Raw genomic sequence first — 16,337 nt, forward strand, 5'->3', positions numbered from 1 at the left:
AATGAAACTGGATATATTGGTTTTTGGGGCACACCCAGATGATGCTGAGCTTGGAGCTGGAGCAACTATTGCAAAAGAAGTGGCAGAAGGTAAAAAAGTTGGTATTGTTGATTTAACAAGAGGAGAGCTCGGAACGAGAGGTTCTGCTGAAATTCGAGATGAGGAAGCTAAAAAAGCTGCTAAGATTTTAGGAGTAGCCGTTAGAGAAAATTTGGAATTTGCAGATGGATTTTTTACAAATGACAGGCCTCATCAAATGGCGATTATTCGTATGCTAAGAAAATATCAACCAGAAATTGTATTATGCAATGCAGTTGATGATAGGCATATAGACCATCCAAAGGGCAGTAAACTTGTAAGTGACGCCTGTTTTTTAAGTGGCTTAATGAAGATTGATACTAAAATGGAAGGTGATGATAACTGGCAGGAACCATGGCGTCCTAAGCAAGTTTATCACTACATACAATGGAAAAATTTAGAGCCTGATTTTGTAGTTGATGTATCTGGATTTATTGAAAAGAAAATAGAATCAATTTTAGCATATTCATCTCAATTTCATGACCCTAAAAGTCAGGAACCTGAAACGCCTATCAGTAGTAAGAATTTCTTGGACAGTGTCAATTATAGGGCAAGGGATTTAGGCAGGTTGATAGGAGTGCAGCATGCAGAAGGTTTTACCGTGGAGCGCTTTCTTGGAGTTAATAATTTAAGCAGTTTGATTTAGCCGGCTTTCTGAAACTTATTGTTCACTTTTGGTAGGGTAAAATAAAAGCATGAGCCGTTTTCCATAAAGCTCTCAACCCATATTTTGCCGTTGTTCTTTTCAACCATTTCTTTACACAGGGACAATCCTAATCCAGTACCTTTTTCATCATTGGTTCCATATGTGGTTACATTGGAGTTTTTATTGAATATTTTCTTTTGAGTTTCGATATCAATTCCAACACCTGTATCTCGAACTGAGACTTCCCAATTACTACTTCTTTCAATGGCGTCAATAGTAATAAGTCCTTTTTCAGGAGTAAATTTGATGGCATTGCTCATTAAATTTCTAATAACTATATCAATTTGATCATTGTCAGACCAGGTCAGCGTTTTAGTAGTCAATTTATTCACGATATTAATAGACTTGACTTTGGCCGTTTCATCAAGTAAATTGATGTTTTCATTCACCAAGCTTTCCAAGGATACAATACCTGGCTTGGTGACAGATCCATTCATTTGGGTTCTACCCCAAGATAATAAGTTGTTTAGGGTAAATGAAATATGGTCAATGTCCGCACCTAATTTGGGGATAAATTGTAAAAATTCCTTGCCATCGATTTCTCCTCCTCTATAGAGTTTTAAAAGACCTTGAAATGCGGCAATTGGTCCTCTAAGGTCATGCCCTATTATTGAGAATAGCTTATCCTTGGTTTCATTTATGTCTCTTAATTCTTTTTCATTCTTTACCAACTCAGCCGTTTTATCATAAAGTTCAGTATTGAGTCTTTTTTGGATTTTTTCATTTCTTCGAACAATCAATGTGACAATCAAGAATATTACAAGAATGAACAATGCTGCATAAATGTATCTTTTTTGGCTGGCAAGAGCCTTGGCGTTCTCTGCCATTAGACTTTCCTTTTGTCTTTCATACTCCAACTTGGTCACCAGCATAGTCAGATTCTTCTCATTTTTATTCGCCGATAAAGTATCATTCAATGTTTGATAAATCTCATGATAGGCCAAAGCTGAATCAAAATCACCTTTATTTTTCTTTAATTTATACAGAATGAATGAGCTTCTTTGCGTTTCTTCATGAAATTTTATTTTTTTGGATATGTCATATGCTCTTAAAGCATATTGTTCAGAGAGGCTATCTTTTTCCTTACCGAAATAGGCTTCTGAAAGGCCATTCAACAACGAAGTCTCTCCTCTGTCATCTTCAAGGTTTTTATGGATCATTTCGCTTTGTTTGTACCAAAAAAGAGCCCATTTATAGTCTTTCTCTTTTAAATATGTCTTGCCTTTTATTTCATAAGCATAGGCAAGCCAATCCATTTTTTTGTGTTTTTCAAAGGTTGTTATACTGCTGTTTATATTGAACATTGCATACTCCAAATTGCCCATATCGGCATAAACGGAAGCCATGTTGCTCATTGTCTCCGCTGCGTAAATTTCATTACCTATCTTCTTGTTTATTTTTTTTACTGTTTTGAAAAACTCAATGGCCTGATTAAAATCTTTCTGAGCGGCATATAAATTAGCAATGTTTTCATTGACTATTGACAGCATGGTCAAATTGTCTATTTGAGTAGCTATTTCAATGCATTCCAAATATCCACTAAGAGCTTCTGCATAATCACCCTTAAAGTCATAAGCCCCTGCAATACTGTTTAGAATAGTAAGGGTTAAATGCTTATTCTCTAGTTGTTTTGTAGCATTCAATGCTTTTTGGTAATTCTTTATAGCTTGATCATAATCACCTTTATCTGAATAGAAATTTCCGATACCAACCAAAGATTCGCCCATGGTATGACCATTGCCAATGTCGACACTCAATTTATAGGCTTCTTGTGAAAGTGCTAATAGACTATCCGTCTTATAATAACGTAACTCGGAGCCTAAATTGTTCAATAGGCTTATGAAAGTACTATCCTTTGGGCTAAACCCTTGTTCGGAGCGCTGTTTCTTAATTTGATACTCAAGACTATCCCTACGGGCTAGTTGAGCACAGATTTGGTTGAATCCAAACACTAATATAATTAGTAATAAAAGGGACCTTTTCAATTTGGGTTTGGGTTTATTTTATCTTCTGTTTAAACAGTTTTGGATTTAAAACACATAGAATGTTCAAAAAGTAAAAATAAATGTCCAATATTCGGATTAAAAAGAAATGTTGTGAAACGCCATTTTTTGTGTGTTACATCTATAAAAGTCTGCATTTGGTCGATGATTTCGCTACTTAGTAAATCTTCAATGGGCGTTTTGTAAAGGGACGTATAAATAGGCTTTGATTTTTATGTAAAAAATATACTTCGTTTTAGTTGGAAAGATCAGTGAAAAAAAATTAACTTTGCCACCGCTTACAAATGGTGGTTGTAGCTCAGTTGGTTAGAGCATCGGTTTGTGGTACCGAGGGTCGCGGGTTCGAATCCCGTCTTCCACCCAAAAAGCAAAAGCCTTGTCAATTGACAAGGCTTTTTTTGTACGTTATAATTTTAATTTACTTAGTTGACTTATCCACAATTACTTTCTGATCGCGATTGGCTATTTCCCAAGCAGTATGGAATATTAATCGAGATCTGTTTTCAAGTAAATCATAGTTTATTTTATCGGCCGTATCACTTGGTCTATGATAGTCATCATGAGTACCATTAAAATAGAAGATAATCGGAATATTGTTCTTCGCAAAATTGTAGTGATCACTTCGGTAGTAAAAGCGATTAGGGTCGTTTTCATCATTGTAGGTATAATCCAGTTCAATGTTCGCATACTTTTTGTTCACGGCCTCTGAAAGATTATGCAAATCAGTACTTAGTTTGTCTGACCCAATTAGATAAATGTAGTTTCTATCACCTTCGCGCTTAGGGTCAATCCTACCTATCATATCTATATTCAAATTGGCGACTGTTTGTTGCAAGGGGAAAATAGGATCATTGTCTGTATAGTATTTAGATCCTAAAAGTCCTTTTTCCTCTCCAGTAACATGAAGAAATACAATAGATCTTTTAGGCTTTTGACCAGCTTTTTCAGCTTGTTTAAAAGCTTCAGCAATTTCCAATAAGGCCACGGTACCAGACCCATCATCATCGGCACCATTGTTTATTTCTCCATTCTTTGTTACCCCAATATGATCTAAATGGGAGGAGATTACAACGTATTCATTTGGTTTACTTGATCCTTCTATATAAGCAACTACATTTTCAGAATCAACGTTATTACTCTCGGTTGAAAGATTTAAAATCAATTCTGTATCTAAAATTCTCGGTTCTTTTGTTTTTGTTATTTCGGGCATTATTGCCGTTCCGGTTTTGTTATTCAAAATAATATTGATGAAATCGGCATTGTTTGCTTTCACTGATAAATTTCCCGACCCCCTTTTTTTCATCCTATTAAAGTAGCTCTCGAATCTTCCAAAGTTACTTTGGTCAACATATATCATACCCAATCCACCATTATCAATTATGGCTTTGGTGCGCTTGCCTATGGCATCTGACATTGAGCTCCATTTAGATTTTTTATTGGTTCCTGAAACTGTATATGTACCATCAGAATTTTTAGGCTCGCCAAACTTTACAAGTACTAGTTTTCCGTTGATATCTATGTTAGTGAAATCGCTATAGTTTTCGTCTTCAATTCCGAAACCAGCATATACAATGTTACTAAATGTTCCTACGGCAGCGGAAAAAGCCAAAACGTCTACCCCTAAACCATATGTTTCACCATTTATGACGATGGATCCTTCAGGGATTCCTTTGTACTCTAGAGGTACGTTTTGATAATAATCCCCATCACTTTTTGCAGAAGAAATACCAAGGGCCATATATTCTTTTTTGATATATTCGGAAGCCATTTTTTGCCCTGGTTCACCCGTCTCACGCCCTTCATATTTATCAGAGGCATATTCAAACAAATGCTCTTTTAATTCATCCTCAGTAATTGTTTTAGCAAATGTTACCGAAGGCTCTTCTTTTATACTATTCGAGGAATTTTCAGGAACAGCCTTCTGTGAAGAATTACAGGACATGGCCAAGGCAAGAAAAATAAGAAGTATGTTTTTCATTTATTATTTATTTATAACACTCAAAAATAGCGAAAAGAACGTTATTCTTTTTATACAGCTTAACCAAAGACAAAATCACCTCTAAGCTTGATTGTTCTTGATGAATAGAGAAGGGGATATTCCTTTTTGAGATTTAAATTGTCTATTAAAATTTGAAATCGAATTAAACCCTGATTGCTCGGCGATTTCTGCAATTGACAAACCTGAATGCTGCAATAATTGACAAGCATGCTCAAGTCTTAATTCAATTAAAAACTGAAAGAGTGTTTTATTGGTTCTAACCTTAAAAAAGCGACAAAATGCGTTTGGTGTCATAAATACAAGTTCTGAAACTGTATTTAAACTAATCTCATTTTGAAAGTTATTAATAACAAAGTCATATACTATCTGAAGACGTTGGCCATCCCGTGTTCCTATTTTTTTTGGATTGATGAAATTCGTCAGTACTCTCCTTTCCGATTTATTGACGATTTTTAAAAGCCCTAGTAGTTTTATAAAGCGGGTAAGTTTATCTTGTTTGGGAATCTCGTTCATTAATTCACTGACTTCTAGTTGATTACTTGTTAAGGAAAAGCCATTTGTAGATTGATCAAAAAAAGATCTTAAATCACTTAGATCCGGGAGGTTAAAAAAATCATTTCCGAATGAAGAGCTGGTAAAGAATAGTGATATCATTTTTACACTTTCTGTAGATTCTTCACTTTGAAACAGATGTGGACAATTTGAGCCAATTACAAAAAAGTCACCAGCAGAAAATTGGTGTACACTGTCCCCAACAATCATTTTTCCCGATCCCCTAACGACTAAACTTAGCTGTAGTTCTTCATGTTGATGCAATTGATTGTAGAACATTTTCGATTCATCAACCTGAACTATCAAATTTTGGTTAAGTGGTTTAGGAATTTTAAAAGGCAGCACTTTCATATTACAAAAATATGTAAATATTAATAACTAATTAACCATAAAATATGCAATAAGGGGTAAAATACGCATATATTTGGATAATATTAATTTAACTATGACCATGCTTTGTTATGTAATTTTGCCCAATATTTACCTAAAAATCATAACTATGAAAGTACAATGGGAAGGCGTAATGCCAGCAGTAACGACTAAGTTCAATGCAGATGACACATTAGATTTGAACATGTTTCGTGTTAATATAGAAGCACAGCTTAGTGCCGGTGTCAGTGGTATTATTCTTGGTGGAACTTTGGGCGAAGCCAGTACCTTGACAGATGATGAGAAGAGAATTTTAATACAGGAAACGGTTGCAATAGTTTCTGGTCGAGTACCGGTAATTATTAATATTGCTGAGCAAAGCACAAAAGATGCGATCTTGGCAGCTCAAAGAGCTAAAGAATATGGGGCAAGTGGTTTAATGATGTTACCACCTATGAGATATAATGCAACGGACCATGAAACTGTTGTTTACTTCAAAGAGGTTGCCAATAGTACGGATTTGCCTATAATGATTTATAACAATCCTATTGATTATAAAATTGAGGTTACTTTGGATATGTTCGAAGAACTCCTCGAATGTGAAAATATTGAAGCTGTTAAAGAATCTACTCGTGATATTTCAAATATTACAAGGATTAAAAACAGATTTGGAAATAGGTTAAAAGTGCTTTGTGGCGTAGATACTTTGGCATTGGAAAGTATACTTATGGGAGCTGACGGATGGGTAGCTGGCTTAGTTTGTGCGTTTCCGGCAGAGACTGTAGCCATTCATGAATTGGTCAAAGCTAACCGAGTACAAGAGGCTATAAATATCTACAGATGGTTTTTGCCTTTGTTGGAATTGGACATTAGCCCTCAATTGGTACAAAATATAAAGTTGGCAGAGGTAGGTACAGGGATAGGAACTGAAGTGGTTAGAGCTCCAAGATTGCCACTACATGGAGCTGAACGCGAAAGAGTATTGAAAATTATAGAAGAGGGCCTAAGAACAAGGCCAGCTTTGCCAGATTATATGGCACTGGTTTAGTATAAATACACCTTTTTTTAATGGAATACCTTGTATGAGAGAATATTTCTATACATTGGTATTCCATTGATTTATTCACATAACACTAGTTTGAAAATGATTACAGGAAAGAATTATATTGGGAACGATTTATCCGCAAAAGGTTCTAAAACATATACAACTTTTAACCCTCAACTGAACAAAGAAAATGATTCAACTTTTGTTGAGGCCACGGAAGATGAAATCAATGCAGCGGTTAACTTAGCTAAAGAGGCATATAAAGAATTCAATAAAATTTCAGGTTCTAAAAAAGCAGGTTTTTTAAATGCAATAGCTGATGAGATTTTAGCTTTGGATGATAAGTTGATTAAAACCTATTGTTCCGAAACTGGATTACCAGAAGGAAGAGCACTGGGCGAGAGGGGTAGAACTGTTGGTCAATTGCGTTCTTTTGCAACCTTGGTGGCTGATGGTTCCTGGGTTGAAGCTACAATCGATACTGCTATTCCTGATAGAACACCTATACCAAAACCTGATTTACGAAAAATGATGATGCCCCTAGGCCCTGTAGTTGTTTTTGGAGCCAGTAATTTCCCCTTGGCTTATTCTACTGCAGGCGGTGACACGGCTGCGGCCTTGGCTGCGGGCTGCCCTGTTATTGTAAAGTCACACCCCATGCACGCGGGTACAAGTGAATTGGTGGCATGTGCAATTGTGAATGCCATAAAAAAAACTGATATGCCAAATGGTGTATTCTCCAATCTAAACAGCAGCGGTATTGAAGTAGGTGTGGCATTGGTAAAACACCCAGGAGTTAAAGCAGTTGGTTTTACAGGTAGCATTCGAGGAGGAAGGGCTTTGTTTGATCTAGCTTCTCAGCGCGAAGAACCCATTCCAGTTTTTGCTGAAATGGGAAGTGTTAATCCAGTAGTTATCTTACCAGAAGCTGTAAAAGAAAGAGGGGCGAGTTTAGCAAAAACTTATGCTGGGTCTATCACTTTAGGAACCGGTCAGTTTTGTACGAACCCAGGTTTGATTTTGGGAATTAAAGGGGATGCTCTAACCGGGTTTATTCAGGACATTTCGAATGAAATTGTCAAAATAGAACCTTCATGCATGCTACATCCGAATATTATAGGAGCATATGAAAACAATAAGCAAAAAGCAGTTTCCCAAGATGGGTTGAAAGTGGTAGCCGATTATGGTACCGAGGTAAAGACAAATTATGCAAGACAAACGGTCACGACGGTTGAGGGCAGTACATTCTTGTCTAATTCAACTTTACATCAAGAAGTATTTGGACCATATTCCATAGTCGTTCAATGTGAAAATGCCGCTCAATTGGAGCAGATTATATCAAAACTTGAAGGACAGCTTACAGGTACTATTATTGCTGAAGAAAACGAATTGAGGAATTATTCCGGTGTCGTTGGTGCATTACAAAATAGAGTTGGAAGATTAATATACAACGGTGTTCCCACAGGAGTGGATGTTTGCCCCTCAATGCACCATGGTGGTCCTTATCCTTCATCCACAGATAGTCGTTTTACGGCAGTGGGGATTCATTCTATAAAAAGATGGGTGAGACCAATAAGCTTTCAGGACTGGCCAAATGGGCAATTACCGGAAGAATTACAAAACTCCAACCCTCTTGGTATTACAAGACTGGTGAATAATGTTCAAACCAAGGATACTATCTAATTTTATTCAAAATGGGTCGTACTACGTTTACTTGTATTGATGCTCATACCTGTGGGAATCCCGTTAGAGTTGTATCGAAAGGAGGTCCAGAATTGTTGGGTGATAACATGAGTGAAAAACGCCAACACTTTCTAAAGGAGTATGACTGGATACGAAAAGGCTTGATGTTTGAACCGCGAGGTCACGATATGATGAGTGGTAGTATTTTTTATCCCCCTTCAAATCCTGAAAATGATTTTGGTATTCTGTTTATTGAGACTAGTGGCTGTTTGCCCATGTGTGGTCACGGTACCATAGGTTCAATCACTATTGGAATAGAAGAAGGGTTGTTAAAACCTAAAACTCCTGGAAAAGTACGAATGGAGACACCTGCCGGACTGGTTCAGGTAGAATACCAACAAACGAAAAATAAGGTAGATTGGGTGAAACTCACTAATGTGAAATCATATTTGGCGGCCACTGATTTGACAATTGATTGCTCCGAACTTGGCGAATTGGTTTTTGATGTTTCGTACGGTGGCAATTTTTACGCTATCGTTGATCCCCAAAAGAATTTTCCAGGAATTCAGGATTTTACAGCGAGTAAGTTGATCCAGTATAGTCAGGAAATTCGCGATAAGATCAATAAAAAGTTTCCTAGCATGTTTGTTCATCCCGAGAATGAAACCATCAATGGTGTAAGTCACATGTTGTGGACGGGAGATACAATTTCTCCGAACGCAACTGCCAGAAACGCCGTTTTCTATGGTGATAAGGCAATCGACCGTTCTCCATGTGGTACAGGCACATCGGCAAGATTGGCCCAGTGGCATGCAAAAGGGAAACTAAAGATAGGCGAAGAGTTTATTCATGAGAGTTATATCGGGTCCCAATTTATTGGTAGGGTAGAAGAAGAAGTTACTCTAAATGGTATACCAGCCATTATTCCAAGTATTCAAGGATGGGCGAGAATTTATGGTCATAACACCATCAGTATTGATGATGATGACCCATATGCACATGGTTTTCAGGTAATTTAGTATGAGTAAGAATGTTATTGTAATAGGAGGGGGGATAATCGGACTTTGCTCTGCTTATTATTTAAGTAAAGAGGGCCACCGGGTCACTGTAATTGATAAGTCGGATATTACTTCCGGAGCATCTTTTGTAAATGCTGGTTACTTAACCCCTAGTCATATCATTCCCATTGCCTCACCCGGTATGATTGCCAAGGGAATAAAATGGATGTTCAATTCTTCGAGTCCATTTTATATGAAACCTCGTTTTGATTTGGATTTTTTCAAGTGGTCCTGGTACTTCCATAGGGCCTCAACCAATGAAAAAGTAGAAAGGGCGATTCCTGTTATAAAGGATATCAACCTCTTAAGTAGGGATTTGTTTGAAGATTTAAAATCATCAAATGATTTGGGTGATTTTCAATTAGAACGTAAAGGGCTATTAATGCTTTATAAGACTGATGCTGCCGGAGAAGAAGAAATGACGGTAGCAGAAAAAGCGAAGTATTTAGGATTGGAAGTTTCATTGTTGAATAAACAACAACTGGATGCTATTGAACCCAATGTTGAGATTGATGCCAAGGGAGCCATTCATTACAAATGTGATAGGCATATGACCCCGACGGAGTTTATGCCTAAAATGCTCGAATATTTAAAGGAAAAAAGTGTTTCCATTAAGACGAATGAGGAAATCTTGGATATCACTTTGAGTGGAAGCAATATTTCTGAAATCAAAACTGCAAAAGGCACCTATACTGCTGATGAGGTTATTTTGGCCGCAGGATCCTGGAGTGGCATTATATCAAAAAAATTGAATATTAAGTTACCCATTCAGGCTGGAAAAGGATATAGGGTTAATGTGGACAGGCCAACTGGAATTAATCTCCCCGCAATATTGCTGGAAGCCAAGGTAGCCGTAACACCTATGAAAGGTTTCACTCGCTTTGCAGGGACGATGGAATTTTCAGGAATAAATTCCATTATTAAGAAAGAGCGTGTCAAAGCCATTGGAAATGCTGCGCGAGATTTTTATCCTGAAATAACAATCAGCCAAGATGAATTGGAAGATGCAAAAAGTGGAATGCGACCGGTCTCCCCAGACGGGTTACCATATATTGGTAAATGCGATACAATCAATAACTTGACTTTTGCCACTGGTCATGCCATGATGGGCTGGAGTTTAGGACCAGCTACTGGTAAATTGGTATCGGAAATCGTTAACAATAAAAAGACTTCTCTAGATATTAGTGCGTTTGCTCCTCATAGAAAATTCTAGTCTTTGCTAGATTTTATTTTAAGCTCAAAATCAATCATAACAGTTTTATTCACCTAAAAGGCTGAACCCTCCTTTTATAAGAAAACTATCATTTTTTGAAAACAGATTTTCGTTTTTAAGCATTGTGAAACCATTGAAAGTGCTTCCGGTTTCCACTTCTTGTTGTTTAAACCCTAATTGTTCGTTTTCGTCTGATTTTTTTAGAAGTACATACTGTTTATCATCAATTGTAATAATAGCGTCCTCTGGTATGGCTGTTCCAGAGATTGATTCTGTTATTATCTGGGCATCAACAAACATACCTACTGCAAAGTTGTTGTTTTCATCATTTGCCAAGTGACCATGAACTTTAACGGTACGGTTTTTTGGGTCAATCGACGTTCCAACTAAATGTACTTCGGCTTCATAGGTTTGCTCAACTGCTTCGGGAACCTTGAACATAATTCTCTGTCCCTCTTTTACTTTAAGAATATCTTTTTCAAATACAGAAAGTTCCACATGCACATGATCTGTATTGATTATTTCCATAATCTCATCTGCAGGAGATACAAATGTACCTTTACTCACATTCAATCTTGTTATGCTGCCATGAATCGGGGCATATAGCGTAATGATTGAGCTCATTTTTCCCGCTTCAACATTTTGTATATTGATATTGAGCATCTGTAGCTTTTTCTTAAGACCATTGTAAATTGCTAAAGTACTTTTGTAATCGCTCTCAGCTTTTAGAAAGTTTTTTTGTGAGCTTATCTGTTCCTCGACTAGGGTTTTTTGACGATTATATTCAGATTTTAAATATTTCAATTTCTGGGCTGATTCAAGATATTCCTGTTGGATCTCGACAAATTCTGGATTTTCTAAAGTTGCCAGGACCTGACCCTTTTTCACTTTATCTCCAATGAGCAAATTACTGTTTTTGACATACCCGCCGGCGAATGAACTTATAATTGCCTTATTCGATGGTGGTACATCTATCATACCTGTGGTTTGTACGATTTTAGGAAATGATTGTTCGCTCAATGTGCCAAGCTCCATTCTACTGTCATTAAACTGTTCCTTTGTAATTTGAATTACCGAATCGTCGGAAGTCACTTCACTTTCAGAGCCACTTTCAGTTTTGCTCGCATTTTCTCCGCATGAAGTGAGCTGAAATGCAAAAACAAAAAAGGTTATGTATAAAATTTGTTTCATGTCTATTGTTTTAATTTGTTTATTCGAAAATCTATTAATCATTATACACTGCTTATTTTTCATAATGTCAAATGATTTATTGCGATAACCGTTTGATTATAATTGTTCAGGTTTTCTAAATACGATAGAGTTAAACGGTATGCATTTTCCAAACTCTGTATATATTGAAAGAAGTCTATTTCTCCATTTTTATAGCTTAAGGATGCCGTTTTTAGAATTTCATCCGAAAGGCTTTGCCCATCAACTTGGTAATAAGACAGGGCTTCTTCATACTTCTGAAGCTCTCCCATTAATTCTTCTTTTTTCAATAGGAGTCTATTTGTATACTCATTGGATTGCTCAGAGGCTATTTCTTTGGCAATGTTGGCAGCTTTGATTTTGGACGAGTTGCCACTGAATAATAGTGGAATTTTGAGACCAACCTGATATCCATAAAGGTTTTCACCAAGGCCCGAGTTGGTTCCTTGAAAGTACTCAAAGCTTATATCAGGTAAAAGACGTTGTTTTTCCAATCCACTTTTAGCTCGGAACAATTCATTTCTTTTATTATAAAGAGAAATACCGGCATTCAATGAAATATCATTTTTGGTGACTTGCAGTTTTTTAAGGGGCATCACTGCAATCTTCAACAAAGAATCCACTTGGGTTATTTTTTGAAGCCTTGAAAAGGCTATGGTAATATCTTCCTTAGCTTGATTAAAAAGGGCACGGAGCTCTTTATGTTTGGCCTGAGCAGTTATCTTTTCCAGATAATTGGTTTCGCCCAACTCAAATCTACGTAGAGAAGCCTGAGCGAACTTTTGATATACGCTGTCTAAATATTTATAAACTTGTCTTTTTTCACGGGTATATAAAAGCTCGTAATAGGCGGAAGCTATTTCATGCTCAAGCTGTTGTTCTTGAATGTCATATAGACTGTTTTCAATGGCTGTGCTCATCTTGTTTATTTGCCTGCTTTTGAAATACAGTGTAGGAAACAATATGTTCTGCTGAATACCATAAACTTTGAGAGGTTCATTATTGAATGCCAAATTATTTTGGTCATATTGATAGAATATCTCGGTCTTTTCAAAATCAAAGGCGCTTCCGATAAGGGCTTTTGATTCATCAACTTTTAGCGCTGCTGCTTTTAGCCCGGCATTATTTTCCAATGCCAAACTTCTAATCTGCTCAAAGTCAAATCCTCTCTCCTGTGCATTTACCGACAACGTACCAAGCATCAAAAGAATTGATAAAACCTTGGCAGGTTTCTTTTTGAGGATTTTCTTTATCTCATTTTTATTCTCAAAAATTGAATAGAGTACTGGCAACACGACAAGTGTGAGTATTGTAGCGGTAATCAAACCACCAATGACCACAGTGGCCAATGGTCGTTGTACCTCGGCTCCTGCACTCGTAGAAATTGCCATGGGCAAGAAACCTAGAGCCGCGGCTGAAGCAGTCAAAAGCACCGCCCTTAACCTATCTTTTGAACCTTTTTTTATTCGTTCTTCGGTATCATTCATTCCTTGAAGTTTAAGTTCTTTAAAGTGTTCTATCATGACAATTCCATTTAAAACAGCAATTCCAAAAAGAGCGATAAAGCCTACTCCGGCAGAAATACTGAAAGGCATATCCCTTATCCAAAGAAAAAACACCCCCCCAACGGCTGCTAACGGAATGGCGGAGTAAATCATCAATGCCTCTTTTACTGATTTAAAAGCAAAGAAGAGTAATAGGAAAATCAATAGCAGAGCAATGGGCACAGCTATTTTTAATCTGTCTTTGGCACTTTGCAAGTTTTCGAACTGCCCCCCATAAGTAATGGTATACCCTACTGGCAGTTTTAGGTTAGACTCGATTAGATTTTGAACATCAGTAACAACAGATTGTAAATCCCTGTTACGAACATTGATACCAACTACAATTCTTCGTTTTGTATCATCTCTTGATATTTTTGCAGCTCCTTTGGTATATGATATTTGTGCGAGTTCACTTAACGGAATTTTGCCGCCAGCAGGCAAATCAACATAGAGGTTTTTAATATCATCTATATCCTTTCTACTATTATCATCCAGTCGTAGGGTGAGGTCAAAACGTTTCTCTCCTTCGAAGACACTTCCTAAATTTGTGCCTGCAAAACCCATCGAAATCAATTTATTCAAATCATTGATGTTTAGCCCGTAGCGTGCGATTTTAGCTCTGTCGAACTTGATGTTCATTTGTGGTAATCCTGCAACTTTTTCAACGCTTATATCAGCTGCCCCATCAACACCTTCAATCAATCTTTTGATTTCATTCCCTTTTTTATTGAGGATGTCCAAATCTTCTCCAAAGACTTTGATGGCGATATCCGCGCGAACACCGGTTATCAATTCATTAAAGCGCATCTCAATTGGTTGGGTGAATTCAACCTCCATTCCTGGAATAATCCCCAATGCTTCCTTGAATTTATCAGCCAATTCATCTTTAGAAGATGCCGATACCCACTCCTTTTTTGGTTGTAGGGTTATGATAACATCGGTCTCTTCCATAGACATTGGGTCTGTAGGAACTTCTGCAGCACCTATTCTTGTTACAACCTGTTCAACTTCAGGAAATTCATCCAATAGAATTTGTTCAATTTTTGTTGTGGTTTCAACTGTTTTACTCAATGAGGTCCCTGTTTTTAGAATAGGCTGTATTACGAAGTCACCTTCATCCAAAGTGGGTACGAACTCTCCGCCCATGGTTGTAAATAGGTATATGGAAAACGCCAACAAAAACGTTGCAATTCCCAACACCAATTTTTTACTGGCCAATGCCCACTCGATGACCGGTTCATATACTTTACGTAAAAACCGCATCAATCGTATCGAAATATTCTTATCCGACACTTTGGTAGGCTTCAGTATCAGTGTTGAAATGACCGGGACATAGGTAAAACATAGAAGCATGGCCCCTATAAGCGCAAAGCTGAATGTCAATGCCATTGGTTTGAACATTTTGCCTTCAACACCACTTAGAGATAGAATGGGAATGAAAACAATTAGGATGATCAGTTGCCCGAAAATTGCTGAATTCATCATCTTGGATGCACCATTAAATGTAATTCTGTCTTTGGCGTGAGCAAGTTCTGCCGGTGATAATCGCTCCAATTCCATTCGCTTGGATGTTATCTGGAAGGCTATAAATTCTACAATTATGACTGCTCCGTCAATGATTATCCCAAAATCTATGGCCCCTAGACTCATTAAATTGGCATCAACCCCGAACAAATACATAAAAGATAATGCAAACAATAAACAAAGAGGAATAACTGAAGCTACTACTAATCCCGACCTAAAATTCCCCAATAATAGAACAACAACGAAGATAACGATCAAACACCCCAAAATAAGGTTTTCAGCTACTGTAAAGGTGGTTTTTCCAATAAGCTCACTACGCTCTAAAAAAGGATTAATATAAACCCCTTCTGGCAAGGTTTTCGAAATTGATTCAACACGCGCTTTAACCGCATCAATGACCTGTTTAGAATTGGCATCTTTAAGCATCATTACTTGTCCAAGCACTTTTTCACCTTCACCATTCCCCGTTATCGCACCAAAACGGGTAGCACTTCCAAACCCAACATTTGCAATATTCTTGACTAGAATTGGGATTCCGTCAACATTCTTGACAACAATATTCTCAATATCTTCAAGGGAAGAAATCAATCCTTCACCCCTAATAAAAAATGCTTGGTTCGTTTTTTCAATATAGCCACCACCTGCAACACTATTATTGTTTTCAAGTGCTTCAAAAACTTCGCCGATGGTAATATTCATCGCATTTAGTTTTTGGGTGTTAATCGCAACTTCATACTGCTTTAAAAAACCGCCCCACGTATTCACTTCTACCACGCCGGGGATTCCTGATAGTTGTCGTTTAACGATCCAATCTTGGATGGTACGCAGATCCATCGCCGAGTATTGGTCTTTGTATCCTGGTTTAGTATCCAATATATATTGATAGATTTCACCTAGTCCGGTTGTTATGGGTCCCATTTCAGGGGTTCCAAAATCTTCAGGGATTTTTTCAGAAGCTGATTTTATTTTTTCGGCAATCAATTGGCGTGGAAGATAGGTACCCATGTCGTCCTCAAAGACGATAGTTACAACTGATAAGCCAAACTTTGAGATTGAACGAATTTCAACAACACCAGGTAAATTGGCCATTTCCAGCTCTACTGGATAGGTAATGAACTGCTCTATATCCTGTGTTGAAAGGTTTTGTGAGGTGGTTATGACCTGCACTTGATTATTGGTTACATCTGGAACTGCACCAATTGAGATTTGAGTAAGGGAGTAAATCCCAAAACAAACTATAAAAAGAGTTAGTAAAAGAACTATCAATTTGTTCTTTATACTGAATTGTATAATTTTTGATAACATAATCCTTTATTCGAAGGTGATACAAAGCATCTATGACCTGTGGGCATAG

Annotated in this window: 10 protein-coding genes and 1 tRNA gene; 6 read left to right on the forward strand and 5 right to left on the reverse strand. The window is 37.2% G+C overall.

The window, feature by feature from the left end:
* Nucleotide 1: 1 nt before the first annotated feature.
* A complete protein-coding gene (bshB1, locus tag FB2170_RS11645) occupies nucleotides 2-724 on the forward strand; it encodes a bacillithiol biosynthesis deacetylase BshB1 (RefSeq protein ID WP_013306756.1) in 723 nt (240 codons plus the stop codon).
* Here bshB1 and FB2170_RS11650 read toward each other — a convergent pair.
* Entirely contained in the window at nucleotides 721-2,769 is a 2,049-nt protein-coding gene (locus FB2170_RS11650; RefSeq protein ID WP_148232100.1) for a tetratricopeptide repeat-containing sensor histidine kinase, read from the reverse strand. The two genes, bshB1 and FB2170_RS11650, sit on opposite strands and share 4 nt — an antisense overlap.
* Nucleotides 2,770-3,073: 304 nt before the next feature.
* Between FB2170_RS11650 and FB2170_RS11655 the strand changes: the two genes are divergently transcribed.
* Nucleotides 3,074-3,149, forward strand: a tRNA-His gene (locus FB2170_RS11655).
* A 56-nt stretch (nucleotides 3,150-3,205) separates the two neighbouring features.
* On the opposite strand, the gene FB2170_RS11660 is transcribed toward FB2170_RS11655, so the two are convergent.
* On the reverse strand, nucleotides 3,206-4,765 hold the full coding sequence (locus tag FB2170_RS11660) for a M28 family metallopeptidase (protein WP_013306758.1): 1,560 nt from the start codon (nucleotides 4,763-4,765) through the stop codon (nucleotides 3,206-3,208).
* Between the two features lie 81 nt (nucleotides 4,766-4,846).
* On the reverse strand, nucleotides 4,847-5,689 hold the full coding sequence (locus FB2170_RS11665; RefSeq protein WP_013306759.1) for an AraC family transcriptional regulator: 843 nt from the start codon (nucleotides 5,687-5,689) through the stop codon (nucleotides 4,847-4,849).
* A 148-nt stretch (nucleotides 5,690-5,837) separates the two neighbouring features.
* Here FB2170_RS11665 and FB2170_RS11670 point away from each other — a divergent pair, with 148 nt between their 5' ends.
* The 4 genes from FB2170_RS11670 (at nucleotide 5,838) to FB2170_RS11685 (ending at nucleotide 10,706) form a co-directional block, all read left to right on the forward strand.
* On the forward strand, nucleotides 5,838-6,755 hold the full coding sequence (locus FB2170_RS11670) for a dihydrodipicolinate synthase family protein (protein WP_041633194.1): 918 nt from the start codon (nucleotides 5,838-5,840) through the stop codon (nucleotides 6,753-6,755).
* 96 nt (nucleotides 6,756-6,851) lie between these two features.
* The gene (locus FB2170_RS11675) at nucleotides 6,852-8,435 is read left to right on the forward strand and encodes an aldehyde dehydrogenase (NADP(+)) (RefSeq protein WP_013306761.1); all 1,584 of its coding nucleotides are present in this window, start codon (nucleotides 6,852-6,854) and stop codon (nucleotides 8,433-8,435) included.
* Between the two features lie 11 nt (nucleotides 8,436-8,446).
* Complete coding sequence (locus FB2170_RS11680; RefSeq protein ID WP_013306762.1) at nucleotides 8,447-9,454, forward strand: 4-hydroxyproline epimerase; 1,008 nt, start codon at nucleotides 8,447-8,449, stop codon at nucleotides 9,452-9,454.
* A 1-nt stretch (nucleotide 9,455) separates the two neighbouring features.
* Nucleotides 9,456-10,706 carry an NAD(P)/FAD-dependent oxidoreductase gene (locus tag FB2170_RS11685; protein WP_013306763.1) on the forward strand — a complete coding sequence of 417 codons (1,251 nt, stop codon included), beginning with the start codon at nucleotides 9,456-9,458 and terminating at the stop codon, nucleotides 10,704-10,706.
* A gap of 45 nt (nucleotides 10,707-10,751) precedes the next feature.
* Here the strand turns inward: FB2170_RS11685 and FB2170_RS11690 are convergent, their stop codons facing one another.
* Nucleotides 10,752-11,897 carry an efflux RND transporter periplasmic adaptor subunit gene (locus FB2170_RS11690; protein WP_041633195.1) on the reverse strand — a complete coding sequence of 382 codons (1,146 nt, stop codon included), beginning with the start codon at nucleotides 11,895-11,897 and terminating at the stop codon, nucleotides 10,752-10,754.
* Between the two features lie 59 nt (nucleotides 11,898-11,956).
* Nucleotides 11,957-16,288 (reverse strand): CusA/CzcA family heavy metal efflux RND transporter, encoded by a 4,332-nt coding sequence (locus FB2170_RS11695; protein ID WP_013306765.1) that lies wholly within the window; start codon nucleotides 16,286-16,288, stop codon nucleotides 11,957-11,959.
* Nucleotides 16,289-16,337: the final 49 nt, after the last annotated feature.

It is taken from the genome of Maribacter sp. HTCC2170, assembly GCF_000153165.2.
GTDB lineage: Bacteria > Bacteroidota > Bacteroidia > Flavobacteriales > Flavobacteriaceae > Maribacter_A.

Bases quoted from the DNA above. Each gene is read 5' to 3' on its own strand.
- FB2170_RS11685 (WP_013306763.1), top strand. From the start codon at position 9,456: ATGAGTAAGAATGTTATTGTAATAGGAGGGGGGATAATCGGACTTTGC.
- FB2170_RS11695 (WP_013306765.1), bottom strand. From the start codon at position 16,288: ATGTTATCAAAAATTATACAATTCAGTATAAAGAACAAATTGATAGTT.
- bshB1 (WP_013306756.1), top strand. From the start codon at position 2: ATGAAACTGGATATATTGGTTTTTGGGGCACACCCAGATGATGCTGAG.
- FB2170_RS11665 (WP_013306759.1), bottom strand. From the start codon at position 5,689: ATGAAAGTGCTGCCTTTTAAAATTCCTAAACCACTTAACCAAAATTTG.
- FB2170_RS11670 (WP_041633194.1), top strand. From the start codon at position 5,838: ATGAAAGTACAATGGGAAGGCGTAATGCCAGCAGTAACGACTAAGTTC.
- FB2170_RS11660 (WP_013306758.1), bottom strand. From the start codon at position 4,765: ATGAAAAACATACTTCTTATTTTTCTTGCCTTGGCCATGTCCTGTAAT.
- FB2170_RS11675 (WP_013306761.1), top strand. From the start codon at position 6,852: ATGATTACAGGAAAGAATTATATTGGGAACGATTTATCCGCAAAAGGT.
- FB2170_RS11680 (WP_013306762.1), top strand. From the start codon at position 8,447: ATGGGTCGTACTACGTTTACTTGTATTGATGCTCATACCTGTGGGAAT.
- FB2170_RS11690 (WP_041633195.1), bottom strand. From the start codon at position 11,897: ATGAAACAAATTTTATACATAACCTTTTTTGTTTTTGCATTTCAGCTC.